Genomic DNA, 17,465 nt, shown 5'->3' with positions numbered 1-17,465 from the left:
AGAATTGATGACAATCCAACATACACAAGACTTAGCTCAGATTCGCGCAATGGTGCCAGAGATGCGCCGCGTGAAATCCATCCACTTCATCGGTATTGGTGGTGCGGGCATGAGCGGCATTGCAGAAGTGCTGTTGAACGAAGGCTACCAAATCACAGGTTCTGATCTATCAGAGAACGCTGTGACAGAGCGTTTGGTATCAAAAGGTGCGACGGTATTTATTGGTCATCAAGCCAGTAATGTAGAAAAAGCAAGTGTGGTTGTTGTGTCAACGGCGATCAACGAAGAAAACCCAGAAGTGATGGCGGCACGTGAATTACGCATCCCTATTGTACGCCGCGCAGAGATGTTGGCTGAATTGATGCGATTCCGTCACGGTATTGCCGTTGCGGGTACACACGGTAAAACCACGACGACCGCTCTTGTCACTCAAATCTATTCTGAAGCCGGTCTTGATCCAACGTTTGTGAATGGCGGTTTGGTGAAAAGCGCAGGTACAAATGCGCGTCTAGGCTCGAGTCGTATTCTAATTGCAGAGGCAGATGAAAGTGACGCGTCATTCCTGCACTTGCAACCAATGGTGAGCATTGTTACCAATATCGAAGCCGATCATATGGATACCTATGGTGGTGACTTTGAAACCTTAAAGCAAACCTTCATCGATTTCCTTCATAATCTACCGTTTTACGGCCAAGCAATTGTTTGCATTGATGATCCTGTGGTTCGAGAGTTAATCCCACGTATTAGTCGTCAAGTGATAACTTACGGTTTTTCTGAAGATGCCGACGTACGTATTGAAGATTATCGTCAAGAGGGGCAGCAAGGCAAATTTACGGTAGTACGTAAAGGGCGAGCTAACTTAGATATCACGCTGAATATTCCAGGTCGTCACAATGCATTGAATGCGTCTGCTGCGATTGCGGTTGCTACTGAAGATGACATTGAAGACGATGCGATCCTAAAGGCAATGGCTGGTACGCAAGGTACGGGAAGACGTTTTGATCACCTTGGCGAGTTTGATACTGGCAACGGCCATGCAATGCTTGTTGATGATTACGGCCATCATCCAACAGAAGTGGATGTAACCATTAATGCAGCACGCAGTGGTTGGCAAGACAAGCGTTTGGTGATGATTTTCCAACCGCACCGTTATAGCCGTACTCGTGATTTATACGATGATTTCGCGAATGTGCTTGAACAGGTGGATGTATTGATCATGCTGGATGTTTACGCAGCGGGTGAAAAGCAGATTGCAGGTGCTGATGGGCGCGCTTTATGTCGCACAATTCGCAGCCGAGGCAAGGTAGATCCGATTTTTGTTCCAGAAATCGAGCAATTACCTTCAGTTTTAGCTAACGTTATACAAGACGGCGACCTAATCTTAACGCAAGGTGCGGGTGATATTGGTAAAGTGGCGAAACAGCTGGCAGGTCTTAAATTGAATATAAACAAGATGCTTGGCTGACACATATTGTTGATGCGAAGGACAGATAAAGACTCAGATCTCGATTTTGCGTCAATATCATTGTGATTTATTGCTATCAGTGTTTGATAGTTTACAAGAGCTCAGTATAATCCCAAGGTTAAAGTCAAGACTTTTACCTCTGCGTAATTATATGGGTAAAAAGTACACGACAAAAGTCAGGAAACGAAGACGTTGTTGAATATTGCACTGAATGACGAGCGACCAAACACGGGTAACAACCGTGGTCGCCAAGAAAAAATCTTGGGTGCGTTATTTTTCGTTGTGGTTGTGACTTTAATTAGTTCTGTTTTGTACGCGGCGATCAGTTGGATGTGGGATGACCAAAGGTTACCTCTCTCCAAAATAGTACTTCAGGGGAAACTGGAGTATGTCCAAGCTGACGATGTGCAGGCTGCATTTAGTCGAATTGATCACATCGGTACATTTATGTCTCAGGATATTGATGTATTACAGCAAAGTGTCGAAGCTCTGCCATGGGTAGCGCATGCCGCAATCCGAAAGCAGTGGCCGGATACAGTAAAAGTTTTTTTGACGGAGCATCAACCAGAAGCCATTTGGAATGGCAACGAACTGTTAGATAAAAACGGGTTCGTTTTTGATGGAGATGTTGCTCTGTTGCAAGAAGAAAAAGTGAAGCTGTACGGACCCAAAGATAGCGGACCGGAAGTCTTACAGACTTACCGTGATTTGAGTCCTAAGTTTCAGCAATTGGGTTTAGCGATATCGTCTCTGGTATTAAACGAGCGACGAGCTTGGCAAATCATCCTTGATAACGGTATTCGATTAGAGCTCGGAAAAGAGTCTCTTCTTGAGCGTATAGAGCGCTTTTTTAAGCTCTATAACAAGCTTGGCAGTGACACGCAAAGAATCAGTTATATCGATCTTAGGTACGATACAGGAGCCGCAGTTGGTTGGTTTCCTGAACAAGAGTTAGAAGAGAGTACAGATGACTAAGGCCGCTGATGACAACATTATTGTTGGTCTTGATATAGGCACTGCAACCGTATCGGCTCTAGTGGGTGAGGTTTTACCAGACGGTCAAATTAATATTATTGGCGCAGGTAGTAGCCCCTCACGCGGCATGGATAAAGGTGGCGTGAATGATTTGGAGTCGGTTGTAAAATCAGTACAACGTGCAATTGATCAAGCTGAATTAATGGCAGAGTGCCAGATCAGCCGAGTCTTCATTTCGTTGTCTGGTAAGCATATCGCAAGCCGAATTGAAAAAGGTATGGGCACGATTTCTGATGAAGAGGTGTCTCAAGAAGACATGGATCGCGCTATCCATACCGCAAAATCGATTAAAATCGGTGATGAACAGCGAATTCTTCATGTGATCCCGCAAGAGTTCACCATTGATTACCAAGAAGGAATCAAAAATCCGCTTGGTTTATCTGGGGTAAGAATGGAAGTGAGTGTCCACCTTATCTCATGCCATAATGACATGGCACGCAACATTATTAAGGCGGTAGAACGCTGCGGCCTTAAAGTAGAACAACTCGTATTTTCTGGGCTTGCTGCTAGTAATGCAGTAATCACCGAGGATGAAAGAGAGCTTGGAGTTTGTGTGGTTGATATTGGCGCCGGCACGATGGATGTGGCCATCTGGACTGGCGGTGCGTTACGTCACACAGAAGTATTTTCGTACGCAGGAAATGCTGTAACCAGTGATATTGCTTTTGCTTTTGGCACGCCAGTGAGCGATGCTGAAGAAATAAAAGTCAAATATGGCTGTGCTTTGAGTGAACTGGTCAGTAAGGATGACACGGTTAATGTACCAAGCGTAGGTGGACGACCATCACGTAGCCTGCAACGTCAAACGTTGTCAGAAGTGATTGAGCCACGCTACTCTGAGCTTATGGGACTGGTTAACCAAACTATCGACTCTGTACAAGCAAAATTGCGCGAAGAGGGTATCAAGCACCATCTGGCTGCGGGAGTTGTACTCACCGGCGGTGCTGCGCAAATGGACGGAGTGGTAGAATGTGCGGAACGCGTATTCCGCAATCAAGTAAGGGTCGGCAAACCGCTCGAAGTCAGCGGATTAACTGACTATGTAAAAGAGCCGTACCATTCTACGGCAGTTGGATTACTTCATTACGCAAGAGACATGCAGTCTAGCGACGATAGCGATTATAATGAACCTAAACGCTCATCTGTAACTGGCTTTTTCGATAAATTGCGTAACTGGATACAAAAAGAGTTTTAACCTGAGTTGCAGGATAAACGGAGACAACACATGTTTGAACCGATGATGGAAATGTCTGACGATGCAGTAATCAAGGTCGTTGGGGTTGGTGGCGGCGGTGGTAACGCCGTTGAACACATGGTGCGTGAATCCATCGAAGGTGTGGAATTCATCAGCGTCAACACTGATGCGCAAGCACTTCGTAAGACAAGCGTTGGCAATGTAATTCAGATCGGTGGTGATATCACTAAAGGTCTGGGTGCAGGTGCTAATCCACAGGTTGGCCGTGACGCAGCTCTCGAAGACAGAGATCGAATTAAAGATTCCCTGACTGGCGCCGATATGGTGTTTATCGCAGCTGGTATGGGTGGCGGTACCGGTACTGGTGCAGCGCCTGTTATTGCTGAAGTGGCTAAAGAGCTTGGCATTCTAACAGTAGCGGTAGTAACTAAACCGTTTAGTTTTGAAGGTAAAAAGCGTTTGGCATTTGCTGAGCAAGGTATCGATGAGCTGTCTAAGCATGTTGACTCTTTGATCACGATTCCAAACGAAAAGCTACTTAAAGTACTTGGTCGTGGTGTAACACTACTAGAAGCTTTTGCAAGCGCTAACGATGTTCTTAAGAATGCCGTTCAAGGTATTGCTGAGCTAATTACTCGCCCTGGCATGATCAACGTCGACTTTGCGGACGTAAGAACTGTAATGTCTGAAATGGGTCACGCAATGATGGGTAGCGGCATCGCCAAAGGTGAAGACCGTGCTGAAGAAGCGGCTGAAATGGCAATTTCTAGCCCACTTCTGGAAGACATCGATCTAGCGGGCGCTCGTGGTGTTCTTGTCAATATTACTGCTGGTCTGGATATGCGTCTTGACGAGTTTGAGACGGTTGGTAATACAGTGAAGGCATTCGCTTCTGACAATGCGACTGTTGTTATCGGTACTTCTCTAGACCCTGATATGACTGACGAAATCCGCGTAACAGTTGTAGCGACAGGTATTGGTAATGAGAAAAAGCCAGATATCACGCTAGTTGCGGGTGGTAAAGCTAAAGTGGCACCGACGCCGCAAGCTCAACCACAGCAACAAGCAGCGGCAACGCAAGCTGAAGAAAAACCGGCACAGACCTTGCAGAATAATCAAGTGCAAGAGAAGCCACAGGTAACTCCTCAGCCGACAAACACTGCTCCTTCTTCTCCAGCTTCGTCGAGCCAAAGTTCTGCGGCTCCAAAGCAAGAAAAGGAAAGTGGTTATTTAGATATACCGGCATTTTTGCGTCGTCAGGCTGATTAATCTTTAACCCATAAATTTGACATGGCTCAAAATTATGGTAGCATTCACGGTCGACGTTACAGACGGCCGTGTTTTGTAGCAAATTTTTGAGAGGCAAGCAGATGATCAGACAACGTACTCTGAAAGAAATAGTGAAAACAACTGGTGTGGGTCTCCACTCTGGTCGTAAAGTCACACTTACTCTGCGCCCGGCTGCTGCAAATACAGGTATCATTTACCGTCGTACAGATGTAAATCCACCTGTAGATTTTCCAGCTGATCCAGCTTCGGTTCGTGACACCATGCTTTGTACTGCATTGGTAAACGATGAAGGTGTGCGTATTTCAACTGTTGAGCACTTGAATGCGGCACTTGCTGGTATGGGCATCGATAACATTGTTGTCGAAGTAGACGCACCTGAAATTCCGATCATGGATGGTAGTGCAAGCCCATTTGTATACTTGCTACAACAAGCAGGTATCGAAACGCAAAATGCGCCAAAACGCTTCATCCGCATCAAAAAGCCAGTTCGTTTTGAAGATGGTGATAAATGGGCAGAATTTGTACCATTTAACGGCTTCCGTATGGACTTCGAAATTGAGTTTAATCACCCAGCGATTGAATCAGACGAGCAACGTTTGCTGTTTGATTTCTCGTCAAAAGGCTTTGTTCGTGAGATTTCTCGAGCACGTACGTTTGGCTTTATGCGTGATATCGAATATCTACAATCTCAAAACCTAGTTTTGGGTGGTAGTTTTGACAATGCTATCGTTTTGGATGATTACCGTATTCTTAATGAAGAAGGTCTACGCTTTGAAAATGAGTTTGTGACTCACAAAGTGTTGGATGCGATTGGTGACCTTTACATGTGTGGCCACCCAATCATTGGTGAATTCCGTGCCTTTAAATCTGGCCACGGTTTAAATAACCAACTGTTACGTGCTGTTCTTGCAGATCAGGAAGCGTGGGAGTGGACTACATTCGAAGAAGAAGTCGGCTCACCAGTAGCATTCGCAGAACCAAATATGGTGCTTGCGTAAATACTTGGCATTAGAATTAATAAAAAACCAGGCTTATGCCTGGTTTTTTGCTATTTGGCTTTAATCCTGGATTTATCAATAACATTCAAGCTTTCAGCATATTGAAATAACGTTCACTTACGATCTTCCTTTTCTGCCATATCGGCTAATCGTTTTAAACGCTCTTGAATTTTCGGTGGCGCCATGTCGGCAATCGTCATTAATGACTTTGCTGCAGATTCGGTTAGTGGTGGACGCTTAGGTCTGTCGTCTTGTTGAAAGCGGTTTCGATATAGTGAAGGATTGATCCTCACTTCAACGCTCATCAGCTTGGCAAAGCCTTGAGTACGAAGTTTATTTAGGATCATGAGGCGATCGTAATCGATCTTCATTTTGATCGCGGCACTAGAGACATCGATCAATAGATGGCCGTTACGAACATTCGCTACTCGGCAATGATCGGCCGTCCCCGTGGGTAAGACCTCTTGCAAAGCTTGGTTAAGCTGTAAGATTTCTCCAGCATGTTCTTGAATCTGCTTGAACTGTGACTCAGCAATAACATCTTCAGTCGAGGTTGGACGGTGATCACGCATAGGTAAAATCTAATTTTGTTGAGATATAGCTATTCTAGAGCAGCTTTCTATCAAGGTATAGTTTACATTAACGTCTTTAGCTTCAGTTTTACAATGTAGCAAGGTAAAAAGCAAAGTTTGCTCTGGATGGATTACACATATTGCGGTATGCAATATCGGCTAATCAGTCACCACTTTAAGTAAAAACTTCAGAGTGCTTCAAACAAATACGTCTATTTATGGTTGTATCGATTAAAAATCCTTACACTAAGCCACATTGTTTCAAAACTTAGCCTTGAAATATGGATGTTTGAACTCAATATCTTTGATAAATGATTTATCTCAGTATTCTTAGTTCCAAACTGGCAGAGACTGAAGGCATTATGAGTAGATCGGGAACGGTCTGAATAAAGAGAGATTCACGAAAAATGATAACTAAGCTACTGACAAAAGTGATTGGCAGTCGCAACGACCGAACACTGCGCCGCCTTAGAAAAATTGTAAAAGAAATTAATAACTTTGAGCCAACATTCGAAGCTCTAAGTGACGAAGAGTTAAAAGCAAAGACGGTTGAATTCCGTGAGCGCCTAGAGAAGGGTGAAACTCTTGATAAACTACTTCCAGAAGCTTTTGCTACGGTTCGTGAAGCATCTAAGCGTGTCTACGGTATGCGCCACTTCGACGTCCAGCTTATCGGTGGTATGGTTCTAAATGCGGGTCAAATCGCTGAAATGCGTACGGGTGAAGGTAAAACGCTGACGGCAACGCTTCCTGCTTACCTAAATGCCCTAGCTGGTAAAGGCGTTCATATTGTAACAGTGAACGATTATCTAGCTAAACGTGATGCAGAGACAAACCGCCCTCTATTTGAATTTTTAGGTATGACTGTTGGCGTAAACGTGCCAAACATGCCTCCTCAAGAGAAAAAAGAAGCGTACCAAGCTGACATCTTGTACGGAACGAACAATGAATTTGGTTTTGACTACCTTCGTGACAATATGGCTTTCCGTAGCGAAGATCGCGTACAACGTGAACGCTTCTTTGCAGTTGTCGATGAGGTGGACTCAATCCTAATTGATGAAGCTCGTACCCCTTTAATCATTTCTGGTCCTGCTGAAGATAGCTCTGAGCTATACACCCGAATCAACCTTTTGATCCCGCATCTTAAAAAGCAAGACAAAGAAGACTCTGAAGAATATCGTGGTGATGGTCACTACACTGTTGATGAGAAATCAAAGCAAGTATACCTCACAGAAACGGGCCAAGAGTACGTTGAAGAACTGTTGGTGAAAAATGGTCTTATGGAAGAGGGTGACACACTTTACTCTCCGACTAACATCAGCATGTTACATCACGTGAATGCCGCTTTGCGTGCTCATGTGTTGTTTGAGCGCAACGTTGATTACATCGTTACTGACGAAGGTGAAGTAGTAATTGTTGATGAACATACTGGTCGTACAATGCCAGGTCGTCGTTGGTCTGAAGGTCTTCATCAAGCAGTAGAAGCGAAAGAAGGCGTTAAGATTCAAAACGAAAACCAAACTTTGGCTTCGATTACCTTCCAGAACTACTTCCGCTTATACGAAAAACTGTCTGGTATGACAGGTACTGCGGATACTGAAGCGTTTGAGTTCCAATCTATTTATGGCTTGGAAACTGTTGTTATCCCAACCAACAAACCAATGATTCGTAACGATATGCCGGATGTGGTGTACCGTACCGAAGCTGAGAAGTTTGCTGCAATCATTGAAGATATCAAAGAGCGCGTTGCGAAAGGTCAGCCAACATTGGTTGGTACCGTATCGATTGAAAAATCAGAACTACTCTCCAACGCCTTGAAGAAAGCGAAGATCAAACACAACGTATTGAATGCGAAATTCCATGAGAAGGAAGCGGAAATTGTTGCTGAAGCGGGTATGCCGGGTGCGGTAACTATCGCGACCAACATGGCCGGTCGTGGTACGGATATTGTGCTTGGCGGTAGTTGGCAATCAAAAGTGGAAGCTTTGGAGAACCCAACTCAAGAACAAATCGATGCGATTAAAGCAGAGTGGAAAGTGGTACATGATCAAGTACTAGATGCTGGTGGTCTACACATCATTGGTACTGAGCGCCACGAATCTCGCCGTATTGATAACCAGCTACGTGGTCGTTCTGGTCGTCAAGGTGATGCGGGTTCATCGCGCTTCTACCTATCTATGGAAGACTCTTTGTTACGTATTTTCACTTCTGATCGTATGGCGAGCCTTATTCAAAGTGGTATGGAAGAAGGTGAAGCTATTGAATCGAAAATGCTTTCTCGCTCAATTGAAAAAGCACAGCGCAAAGTGGAAGGCCGTAACTTTGATATCCGTAAGCAGCTACTAGAATACGATGATGTGGCGAACGATCAGCGTAAGGTTGTCTACGAGCTGCGCGACGAATTGATGAACGTTGAAGACATCAGCGGTATGATCGAGCAAAACCGTGAAGATGTGCTAACCGCGGTTATTGATGAGTACATCCCGCCACAATCACTAGAAGATATGTGGGACGTTGAAGGTCTGCAAGAGCGCTTGAAAGCAGACTTCGATCTTGATGCGCCAGTGAAGCAATGGCTTGAAGAAGACGATAAGCTTTACGAAGAGGCGCTACGCGAGAAGATCATCAATCTAGCCGTTGAAGTGTACAAAGAGAAAGAGGAAGTGGTGGGTGCGCAAGTGCTTCGTAACTTCGAGAAATCGGTTATGCTTCAAACTCTGGATACGCTTTGGAAAGAGCACTTGGCAGCAATGGATCACTTGCGTCAGGGTATTCACTTACGCGGCTATGCGCAGAAGAACCCGAAACAGGAATACAAGCGTGAATCGTTTGAACTGTTTGAAGGTCTACTAGAAGCGCTGAAAGCTGATGTGATTACTGTTCTATCTCGCGTTCGAGTTCAGCAACAAGAAGAAGTTGAACGTATGGAAGAGCAACGTCGTGCGCAAGCTGAAGAGGCCGCTCGTCGTGCTCAAGCGCAACACGCAGCAGCACAAAATCCTCTTTCTGAAGGTGAAGAATCTGAAGAAGGTTCAAGTCAGCCAATGGTACGTGATGAACGTAAAGTAGGTCGCAATGAGCCTTGCCCTTGTGGTAGTGGTAAGAAGTATAAACAGTGTCACGGCAAAATCGACTAACGTATTAGTCAGATAATTTTTTAAAGAGTCGCCTAGGCGGCTCTTTTTTTAAGCAAATTCTGTGGCTGTCGAATTTCATAAGTTTTGATAGCATCGGATAGTTTTAGAGATGCAAAGACCGTTGAAGTGTAACGGCTTGAGAGTTAGGAACCCCTATGAAAAGAATTCACATAGTCGCGGCTATTATTTTTAACCAAGACAAATCAAAAATTTTTATTACAAAGCGTCCAGACGACAAGCATAAAGGCGGGTTTTGGGAGTTTCCCGGCGGGAAAGTCGAGTCAGGAGAAAGTATTGAACATGCTCTAGCAAGAGAACTTGAAGAAGAAGTAGGAATTGAAGTTACTGAGCAAGCCCTTTTCGAGCATTTGGAATATGACTATCCAGACAAATCACTTAAGTTTGATTTTATTACGGTATCTAAGTTCAGTAATGAGCCTTACGGCCGAGAAGGTCAAGAAGGTCGCTGGGTTGAGATAAGAGAATTGGGTAACTATGCCTTTCCTGAAGCGAACGTGCCTATCTTGGAGCGTGTCGTAAAAGAGTTTGCTTAAGCCTGATGAACTTGCTTGTGGTAACCACGGTATGTTGTTAGTTTAAACAGATTAAGCGAAACGAGAGAACGAGAGCAAGCCTCGTTATCCAGAGAAGGAGAGAAAGCGCAATGGTTCGTATTGCAATCGCAGGAGCAGCAGGCCGAATGGGCCGTAATTTGGTTAAAGCTTCACACCTTAATCCAGAGGCGACAGTGAGCGCGGGATCAGAACGACCTGAGTCCTCACTTGTCGGTGTCGATATCGGTGAACTTTGTGGTGAAGGCAAATTCGATGTGTTCTTAACGGATGATCTTGCTAAAGACGTCGATAATTTTGATGTAATCATCGATTTTACTGCCCCAGTAAGTACGTTGGCGAATCTTGAACTGTGTAAGAAGCATGGAAAGAGTATTGTGATTGGGACGACTGGTTTCAGTGATGCAGAGCGTGAACTGATTGACGAAGCCGCTAAGCAAGTGCCTGTTGTCATGGCTCCTAACTACTCTGTTGGTGTGAACCTAGTATTTAAGCTTCTTGAGAAAGCAGCCAAAGTGATGGGCGACTACTGTGATGTTGAGATTGTCGAAGCACATCATCGTCATAAAGTTGATGCTCCTTCTGGTACCGCTATCGGGATGGGCGAAGCCATTGCTGGTGCGATGGGCAACAAGCTGAATGATGTAGCTGTCTATGCGCGAGAAGGTATCACAGGTGAACGTACTAAAGATGAGATCGGCTTTGCTACAATTCGCGCTGGCGATATCGTCGGTGAGCACACAGCCATGTTTGCTGATATCGGGGAACGAGTGGAGATAACGCACAAAGCGACCGATCGTATGACGTTTGCTAATGGCGCCGTCAAGGCCGCTGTTTGGTTGAGTGCCAAACCAGCGGGCTTTTATACCATGACAGATGTTTTGGGATTGAATGAACTCTAAATACATAATTATTCGCCGGCGGTAGCCGGCTTTTTTATATCTATAGAATTATTTGTAAATGAAATGATTCTAACAGAAAGTATTTTGGTGCTTGCTTTTGTTGTTGTTTTGGTTGTTTTGTGGGTTTTTTGGGTTTTGATGTCTAAAAACTAATATCTTTTTTGTCGAGTGAACGTTTGCGTGAAAAACTCATACTTTTTTGTGATCTCTAAAAAGTTCAAATTTGTAAAATTCATTAAACCTCTATGCCTCTCTATGTAATAGCATGTAAAAGTTATCTTTTTGGGCCTTACTGATTCAAAATGACCTTACTCGCTAGAAATTAATCATTTATTTTTGATTGTAGGTTGACAGGTTTCGAGTCCAACTTTAGAATACCGCCAATTTGTCTGAAATACCTATTTATGTAGATTTTATAGGTAAAGGAAGGCATGTTTGCAGTTTGATTTATTTTTTTTGCATTTTTATTCTGGAGGTTGTCTTGGGTAAATTAGCACTGTTGGTCCTAGAAGATGGGACAGTGTTCCGCGGAGTGTCCATAGGGGCAGATGGTCTTTCCGTTGGTGAAGTCGTTTTTAATACCTCGATGACGGGGTATCAAGAAATCCTCACTGATCCTTCCTATTCTCAGCAAATCGTCACTCTCACTTATCCTCACATTGGCAATACCGGAACCACTTCCGAAGATGAAGAATCCTCTTCCATTCATGCACAAGGCCTTGTGATTCGCGATCTTCCTCTAATCGCTTCTAACTTCCGTAACGAACAATCCCTCTCTGATTATCTTAAGTCTCAAAATATCGTTGGCATCGCTGATATCGATACTCGTAAGCTCACTCGTATCCTGCGTGAAAAAGGTGCTCAAAACGGCTGTATTGTTGCGGGCAACAACCTAGACGAAGCTTTGGCACTAGCGAAAGCAAAAGAATTCCCAGGCTTAAAAGGAATGGACCTTGCGAAAGAAGTTACAACAAAAGAAGCGTATCAATGGAAGCAAGGTTCGTGGACGCTTGAAGGTGGACTTCCAGAGGCGAAAGATGACAGCGAGCTGCCATACCACGTTGTCGCTTACGACTTCGGCGCAAAACGCAACATCTTACGAATGTTGGTTGACCGAGGCTGCCGCTTAACGGTTGTACCTGCAGAAACGTCAGCGGAAGAAGTTCTGGCACTAAATCCAGATGGCGTATTCTTATCAAACGGCCCTGGTGACCCAGAACCATGTACTTACGCGATTGAAGCAACCAAAGTGTTCCTAGAAAAAGGCCTGCCAATTTTTGGTATTTGTCTAGGTCACCAAATTCTGGCGCTAGCATCAGGTGCGCAAACGGTGAAAATGAAGTTTGGTCACCACGGTGCAAACCACCCAGTAAAAGATTTAGAGCGTAACGTTGTGATGATCACTTCGCAAAACCACGGCTTTGCGGCAGATGAAGCAACATTACCGGAAAACTTACGTGCTACTCACGTATCGCTATTTGATGGCTCTTTGCAAGGTATCCACCGCACAGACAAGCCAGCATTTAGCTTCCAAGGTCACCCAGAAGCGAGCCCTGGTCCACATGACGCGGCACCGCTATTTGACCACTTTATCGAACTAATCAAAAAACACAGCGCTTAATTCGGAGTAGTAGATAATGCCAAAACGTACTGACATTCAAAGTATTCTAATTCTTGGTGCTGGTCCGATTGTTATCGGTCAGGCATGTGAGTTTGACTACTCTGGCGCACAAGCGTGTAAAGCTCTTCGCGAAGAAGGCTACCGAGTTATCCTAGTTAACTCTAATCCAGCAACGATTATGACTGACCCAGAGATGGCAGATGCGACTTACATCGAGCCGATTCAGTGGGAAGTTGTACGCAAGATCATCGAGAAAGAACGTCCTGATGCAGTTCTGCCAACTATGGGTGGTCAGACAGCACTTAACTGTGCGTTAGATTTAGAGAAGCACGGCGTTCTCGCAGAGTTTGGCGTAGAGATGATTGGTGCAACGGCTGATGCAATCGACAAAGCGGAAGACCGTTCTCGTTTTGATAAAGCGATGAAGTCTATCGGCCTTGAGTGTCCTCGCGCAGATACAGCGAAGAGCATGGAAGAAGCTTACAAAGTTTTAGATATGGTTGGCTTCCCTTGTATCATCCGTCCATCGTTCACCATGGGTGGCACTGGTGGTGGTATCGCGTACAACAAAGAAGAGTTCGAAGAAATCTGTCGTCGTGGTCTGGACTTATCTCCGACCAACGAACTTCTTATCGATGAGTCGCTAATCGGTTGGAAAGAGTACGAAATGGAAGTCGTTCGTGACAAAGCGGACAACTGTATCATCGTATGTTCAATCGAGAACTTTGACCCAATGGGCATCCATACGGGTGACTCAATCACGGTTGCTCCAGCACAAACACTGACTGACAAAGAATACCAGCTTATGCGTAATGCATCGCTAGCCGTTCTACGTGAGATTGGTGTTGAAACAGGTGGTTCAAACGTACAGTTTGGTATCAACCCGAAAGATGGTCGTATGGTCATCATCGAGATGAACCCGCGTGTATCTCGCTCTTCTGCGCTAGCATCAAAAGCAACAGGCTTCCCAATCGCGAAAATTGCCGCGAAACTGGCTGTTGGCTTTACGCTAGACGAACTACAAAACGACATCACAGGTGGTGCAACACCTGCGTCATTTGAACCAACTATCGACTACGTCGTAACTAAGATCCCTCGCTTTAACTTCGAGAAATTTGCTGGTGCAAACGATCGTCTGACAACTCAGATGAAATCGGTTGGTGAGGTAATGGCGATTGGTCGTAACCAACAAGAATCTCTTCACAAAGCACTGCGTGGCCTAGAAGTTGGCGCAACTGGTTTTGATGAGATGGTCGATCCGGAAGCGCCAGATGCACTGACTAAGATTCGTCACGAACTTAAAGAAGCAGGTGCAGAGCGTATCTGGTACATCGCCGATGCATTCCGAGCGGGTATGTCAGTCGACGGTGTGTTCAACTTGACTCAAATCGACCGCTGGTTCCTGGTTCAAATCGAAGAAATTGTAAAACTCGAAGAACAAGTCAAGGCGGGCGGCTACGCAGGTTTGACCAAAGAAGTGCTTCGTCAGATGAAACGCAAAGGCTTCTCTGATGCTCGCTTGTCTAAATTGCTTGGTGTCGCTGAAAGTGAAATTCGCCGTGCTCGTGAGCAGTTTGATATTCATCCGGTTTACAAACGTGTGGATACATGTGCAGCAGAGTTTTCTTCTGACACGGCTTACATGTACTCATCTTACGATGAAGAATGTGAAGCAAACCCAACAGACAAAGATAAGATCATGGTTCTTGGTGGCGGTCCAAACCGTATCGGCCAAGGTATCGAATTCGATTACTGTTGTGTTCATGCATCACTTGCGCTGCGTGAAGACGGTTACGAAACCATTATGGTTAACTGTAACCCAGAAACGGTATCTACTGACTACGATACGTCTGATCGTCTGTACTTCGAGCCAGTAACTCTGGAAGATGTACTGTCTATCGCTCGCGTTGAAAAACCAAAAGGTGTGATTGTTCAGTACGGTGGTCAAACGCCACTTAAACTGGCTCGTGCTCTAGAAGCGGCTGGTGTGCCAATCATTGGTACTAGCCCAGATGCTATCGACCGTGCGGAAGACCGTGAACGCTTCCAAGCCGCTGTTGACCGTTTAGGTCTACTTCAGCCAGAAAACGCGACAGTAACAACGATGGAGCAAGCGGTTGAGAAATCGAAAGAAATTGGCTTCCCATTAGTTGTTCGTCCATCTTATGTACTCGGTGGTCGTGCGATGGAAATCGTATACGACGAGCAAGATCTGCGTCGCTACTTCAACGAAGCAGTAAGCGTATCGAACGAGTCTCCAGTTCTGCTAGACCGTTTCTTGGATGATGCAACCGAAGTTGATATTGATGCTATCTGTGACGGTGAACGCGTCGTTATCGGCGGTATCATGGAGCACATCGAACAAGCGGGTGTTCACTCTGGTGACTCTGCATGTTCACTGCCTGCATACACGCTAAGTCAGGAAATTCAAGACAAGATGCGTGAGCAAGTTGAGAAGTTAGCATTCGAACTCGGTGTGCGCGGTTTGATGAACACGCAGTTTGCTGTGAAAGATAACGACGTTTATCTAATTGAAGTGAACCCTCGTGCTGCTCGTACGGTACCATTCGTATCGAAAGCGACAGGCGCTCCTCTAGCGAAAATCGCTGCACGTGTAATGGCGGGTCAATCTCTAGAGTCACAAGGCTTTACTAAAGAGATTATCCCTCCTTACTACTCAGTGAAAGAAGTGGTTCTGCCGTTCAACAAATTCCCTGGTGTTGACCCTCTATTGGGCCCTGAAATGCGCTCAACAGGTGAAGTAATGGGTGTGGGTGCAACGTTCGCAGAAGCTTACGCGAAAGCAGAGCTAGGTTGTGGTGCGGTTTATCCTGAAGGTGGTCGTGCGCTACTGTCTGTACGTGAAGGTGATAAAGAGCGTGTTGTTGACCTAGCTTCTAAGTTAGTGAAACTGGGTTACCAGTTGGATGCGACACACGGTACAGCTGTAATTCTGGGCGAAGCGGGTATTAACCCACGTTTGGTAAACAAAGTACACGAAGGTCGTCCACACATTCTTGACCGCATCAAGAACAACGAATACACCTACATCGTAAACACGGCTGCTGGTCGTCAAGCGATTGAAGATTCGAAAGTTCTACGCCGTGGTGCACTGGCTGAAAAAGTGAACTACACAACGACACTGAATGCAGCGTTCGCTACATGTATGTCTCATACTGCAGACGCAAAAGCGTCAGTAACTTCGGTTCAAGAGTTACACGCTAAAGTGAAAGCGAGTCTAGACGCGTAACAGATAAAAATCAGTAAGCTCATTAATCAGGGCTTACATGACAACCTCATTGCCCGCTCATTTGAGCGGGCTTTTTTATATCGAGGTTTTTCTAAAATGAAGAGCATTAAAGTGTGCTAGGAACGATTGGTATGCTTCGCTTTTGAAGATCATTAAGCTAATGATGGCAAGCAATGTACCCAAAGATGAAGAAATAGTACTACCATTTGCTACAACAAAATTAATGCTGCAAGTGAGAATGATAAAAGAGATAGTAAGTAAGTTTATTTTTGCAGCAACACTTAATCCTTTGCTTATTGTCAGAATGTTTGGAATGCATACAACAACAACCGTAATAGCTCCCAATGTAAGGAGGTAAGTATCTAGAGCAATGTGTTGAGTGAAAGAAAACCAGTCATTCCAAATGCTTAAGCTAATAGCCAGACCAATAGTCAATGCCAAGTATAAACATATACTTAGTGAGATGTTTGCTATGCTAATTGATTTAGTATTCAACTTTCAATTCCTCATAGATTCCAATAGCAAGATTTCTTAACTCTCCCGAATAACCGCTTCCTACTATGCTAATTGAGCCTCCAATTGCATCTAGAAGCTGATGAGAAATGGATGCGGATATTGTTGCTTGTGAATACCTCTTAGGAATTTCTCCTGACAACATTAGCTGTTTACGAGCTTTATTCGAAATGCTCGGAAGGTTTTTACGGATGATTTCTTTAGTTAATCTTGTTCTTTCTTGTCTGTTTAAGCCTTTTAGAATCTCGGGAACGCCTTTCTTAGTGGTTTGCTTAAGAGATTGAACCATTTTTATCGTTTGATATCCACTAGCGCCCGCTCCAGCTAAGGAGATGTAATCTAAAGCTTTAGTTGTATTTTGATACCACTCATTACTGTCTATATCCGATAATTTGTCTGGTGATTTAGATACCATACGGGTTCTTGCTACTCCAATAGCACATTGAGCTGTGGCAGCAACAGTAGCGGCGTGTGAGATATAGGACATAGTTACGCCCACAGGACCACTTACTGGTATTGTTAGCCCCGAACCAACTACCCCAATCCAGCCAATCGCTGCACCAATACAGCTAATGCTCGCTGATAGAAGCTCTTGATTGAATCTTGATTTTGACTCTTCCTGTTTTATTTTTTTTGCAAATTCTTGAGATGATTGTAATTTTATCGGTTCTCGTAGAATGATAAAGGTAGGATTGATATGGCATGTGGATTTAAAGTCTCTTAAGCGTACAACGGTGAATTTGTTATCAATATAAATTACACCCGCACCGCTAGTCTCTGGTTTAGCGTCAATAACGCTGAATAGCTGATTAATATTCACTATCTGTTCGATTTTTAAGCGTAATTGCTGTTCTTTTATTGATGGTCGAGTCAGTAAGGCTTCCATTATTTTCGTTTTTTATCAGATTAAATATT

General features: G+C 44.6%; 13 protein-coding genes. 10 read left to right on the top strand and 3 right to left on the bottom strand.

What is annotated here, in order from left to right; genetic code table 11:
• The first annotated feature begins 7 nt into the window (after nucleotides 1-7).
• The 5 genes from murC to lpxC all read left to right on the top strand — a co-directional run bounded on the left by murC (nucleotide 8) and on the right by lpxC (nucleotide 5,983).
• Nucleotides 8-1,465 carry a UDP-N-acetylmuramate--L-alanine ligase gene (gene murC / locus R7Q11_RS17530; RefSeq protein WP_064353623.1) on the top strand — a complete coding sequence of 486 codons (1,458 nt, stop codon included), beginning with the start codon at nucleotides 8-10 and terminating at the stop codon, nucleotides 1,463-1,465.
• Nucleotides 1,466-1,657: 192 nt separating this feature from the next.
• Entirely contained in the window at nucleotides 1,658-2,440 is a 783-nt protein-coding gene (locus R7Q11_RS17525) for a cell division protein FtsQ/DivIB (RefSeq protein ID WP_005387393.1), read from the top strand.
• The gene (gene ftsA, locus R7Q11_RS17520) at nucleotides 2,433-3,695 is read left to right on the top strand and encodes a cell division protein FtsA (protein ID WP_005372946.1); all 1,263 of its coding nucleotides are present in this window, start codon (nucleotides 2,433-2,435) and stop codon (nucleotides 3,693-3,695) included. The genes R7Q11_RS17525 and ftsA overlap by 8 nt, the downstream gene beginning before the upstream one ends.
• Nucleotides 3,696-3,725: 30 nt before the next feature.
• Nucleotides 3,726-4,964, top strand: a complete 1,239-nt coding sequence (gene ftsZ, locus R7Q11_RS17515) for a cell division protein FtsZ (protein WP_017633617.1) — start codon at nucleotides 3,726-3,728, stop codon at nucleotides 4,962-4,964.
• Between the two features lie 101 nt (nucleotides 4,965-5,065).
• Nucleotides 5,066-5,983, top strand: coding sequence for a UDP-3-O-acyl-N-acetylglucosamine deacetylase (gene lpxC / locus R7Q11_RS17510; RefSeq protein WP_005381871.1), 918 nt, complete (start codon nucleotides 5,066-5,068; stop codon nucleotides 5,981-5,983).
• Nucleotides 5,984-6,096: 113 nt separating this feature from the next.
• On the opposite strand, the gene R7Q11_RS17505 is transcribed toward lpxC, so the two are convergent.
• Complete coding sequence (locus R7Q11_RS17505) at nucleotides 6,097-6,555, bottom strand: DUF721 domain-containing protein (RefSeq protein WP_033906094.1); 459 nt, start codon at nucleotides 6,553-6,555, stop codon at nucleotides 6,097-6,099.
• A 407-nt stretch (nucleotides 6,556-6,962) separates the two neighbouring features.
• On the opposite strand from R7Q11_RS17505, the gene secA reads away from it, so the two are divergent.
• The 5 genes from secA to carB all read left to right on the top strand — a co-directional run bounded on the left by secA (nucleotide 6,963) and on the right by carB (nucleotide 16,037).
• The gene (gene secA, locus R7Q11_RS17500) at nucleotides 6,963-9,692 is read left to right on the top strand and encodes a preprotein translocase subunit SecA (protein ID WP_064353624.1); all 2,730 of its coding nucleotides are present in this window, start codon (nucleotides 6,963-6,965) and stop codon (nucleotides 9,690-9,692) included.
• Nucleotides 9,693-9,847: 155 nt separating this feature from the next.
• Complete coding sequence (gene mutT / locus R7Q11_RS17495; protein ID WP_005387387.1) at nucleotides 9,848-10,246, top strand: 8-oxo-dGTP diphosphatase MutT; 399 nt, start codon at nucleotides 9,848-9,850, stop codon at nucleotides 10,244-10,246.
• Between the two features lie 110 nt (nucleotides 10,247-10,356).
• Entirely contained in the window at nucleotides 10,357-11,166 is an 810-nt protein-coding gene (gene dapB, locus R7Q11_RS17490; protein ID WP_005381860.1) for a 4-hydroxy-tetrahydrodipicolinate reductase, read from the top strand.
• A 481-nt stretch (nucleotides 11,167-11,647) separates the two neighbouring features.
• Nucleotides 11,648-12,787, top strand: a complete 1,140-nt coding sequence (gene carA, locus R7Q11_RS17485) for a glutamine-hydrolyzing carbamoyl-phosphate synthase small subunit (protein WP_017821483.1) — start codon at nucleotides 11,648-11,650, stop codon at nucleotides 12,785-12,787.
• 16 nt (nucleotides 12,788-12,803) lie between these two features.
• On the top strand, nucleotides 12,804-16,037 hold the full coding sequence (gene carB, locus R7Q11_RS17480; RefSeq protein WP_213869784.1) for a carbamoyl-phosphate synthase large subunit: 3,234 nt from the start codon (nucleotides 12,804-12,806) through the stop codon (nucleotides 16,035-16,037).
• A 75-nt stretch (nucleotides 16,038-16,112) separates the two neighbouring features.
• Here the strand turns inward: carB and R7Q11_RS17475 are convergent, their stop codons facing one another.
• Both R7Q11_RS17475 and R7Q11_RS17470 read right to left on the bottom strand, forming a co-directional pair.
• Nucleotides 16,113-16,532 carry a hypothetical protein gene (locus R7Q11_RS17475; protein WP_155396149.1) on the bottom strand — a complete coding sequence of 140 codons (420 nt, stop codon included), beginning with the start codon at nucleotides 16,530-16,532 and terminating at the stop codon, nucleotides 16,113-16,115.
• Nucleotides 16,522-17,436, bottom strand: coding sequence for a hypothetical protein (locus R7Q11_RS17470; protein WP_025768414.1), 915 nt, complete (start codon nucleotides 17,434-17,436; stop codon nucleotides 16,522-16,524). Before R7Q11_RS17470 ends, R7Q11_RS17475 begins: the two co-directional genes overlap by 11 nt.
• Between the last annotated feature and the right edge of the window lie 29 nt (nucleotides 17,437-17,465).

This window comes from Vibrio sp. 970 (assembly GCF_033339075.1).
The sequence above is the reverse complement of the archived record's forward strand: the minus strand, read 5'-3'. Positions and strand labels throughout refer to the sequence as shown.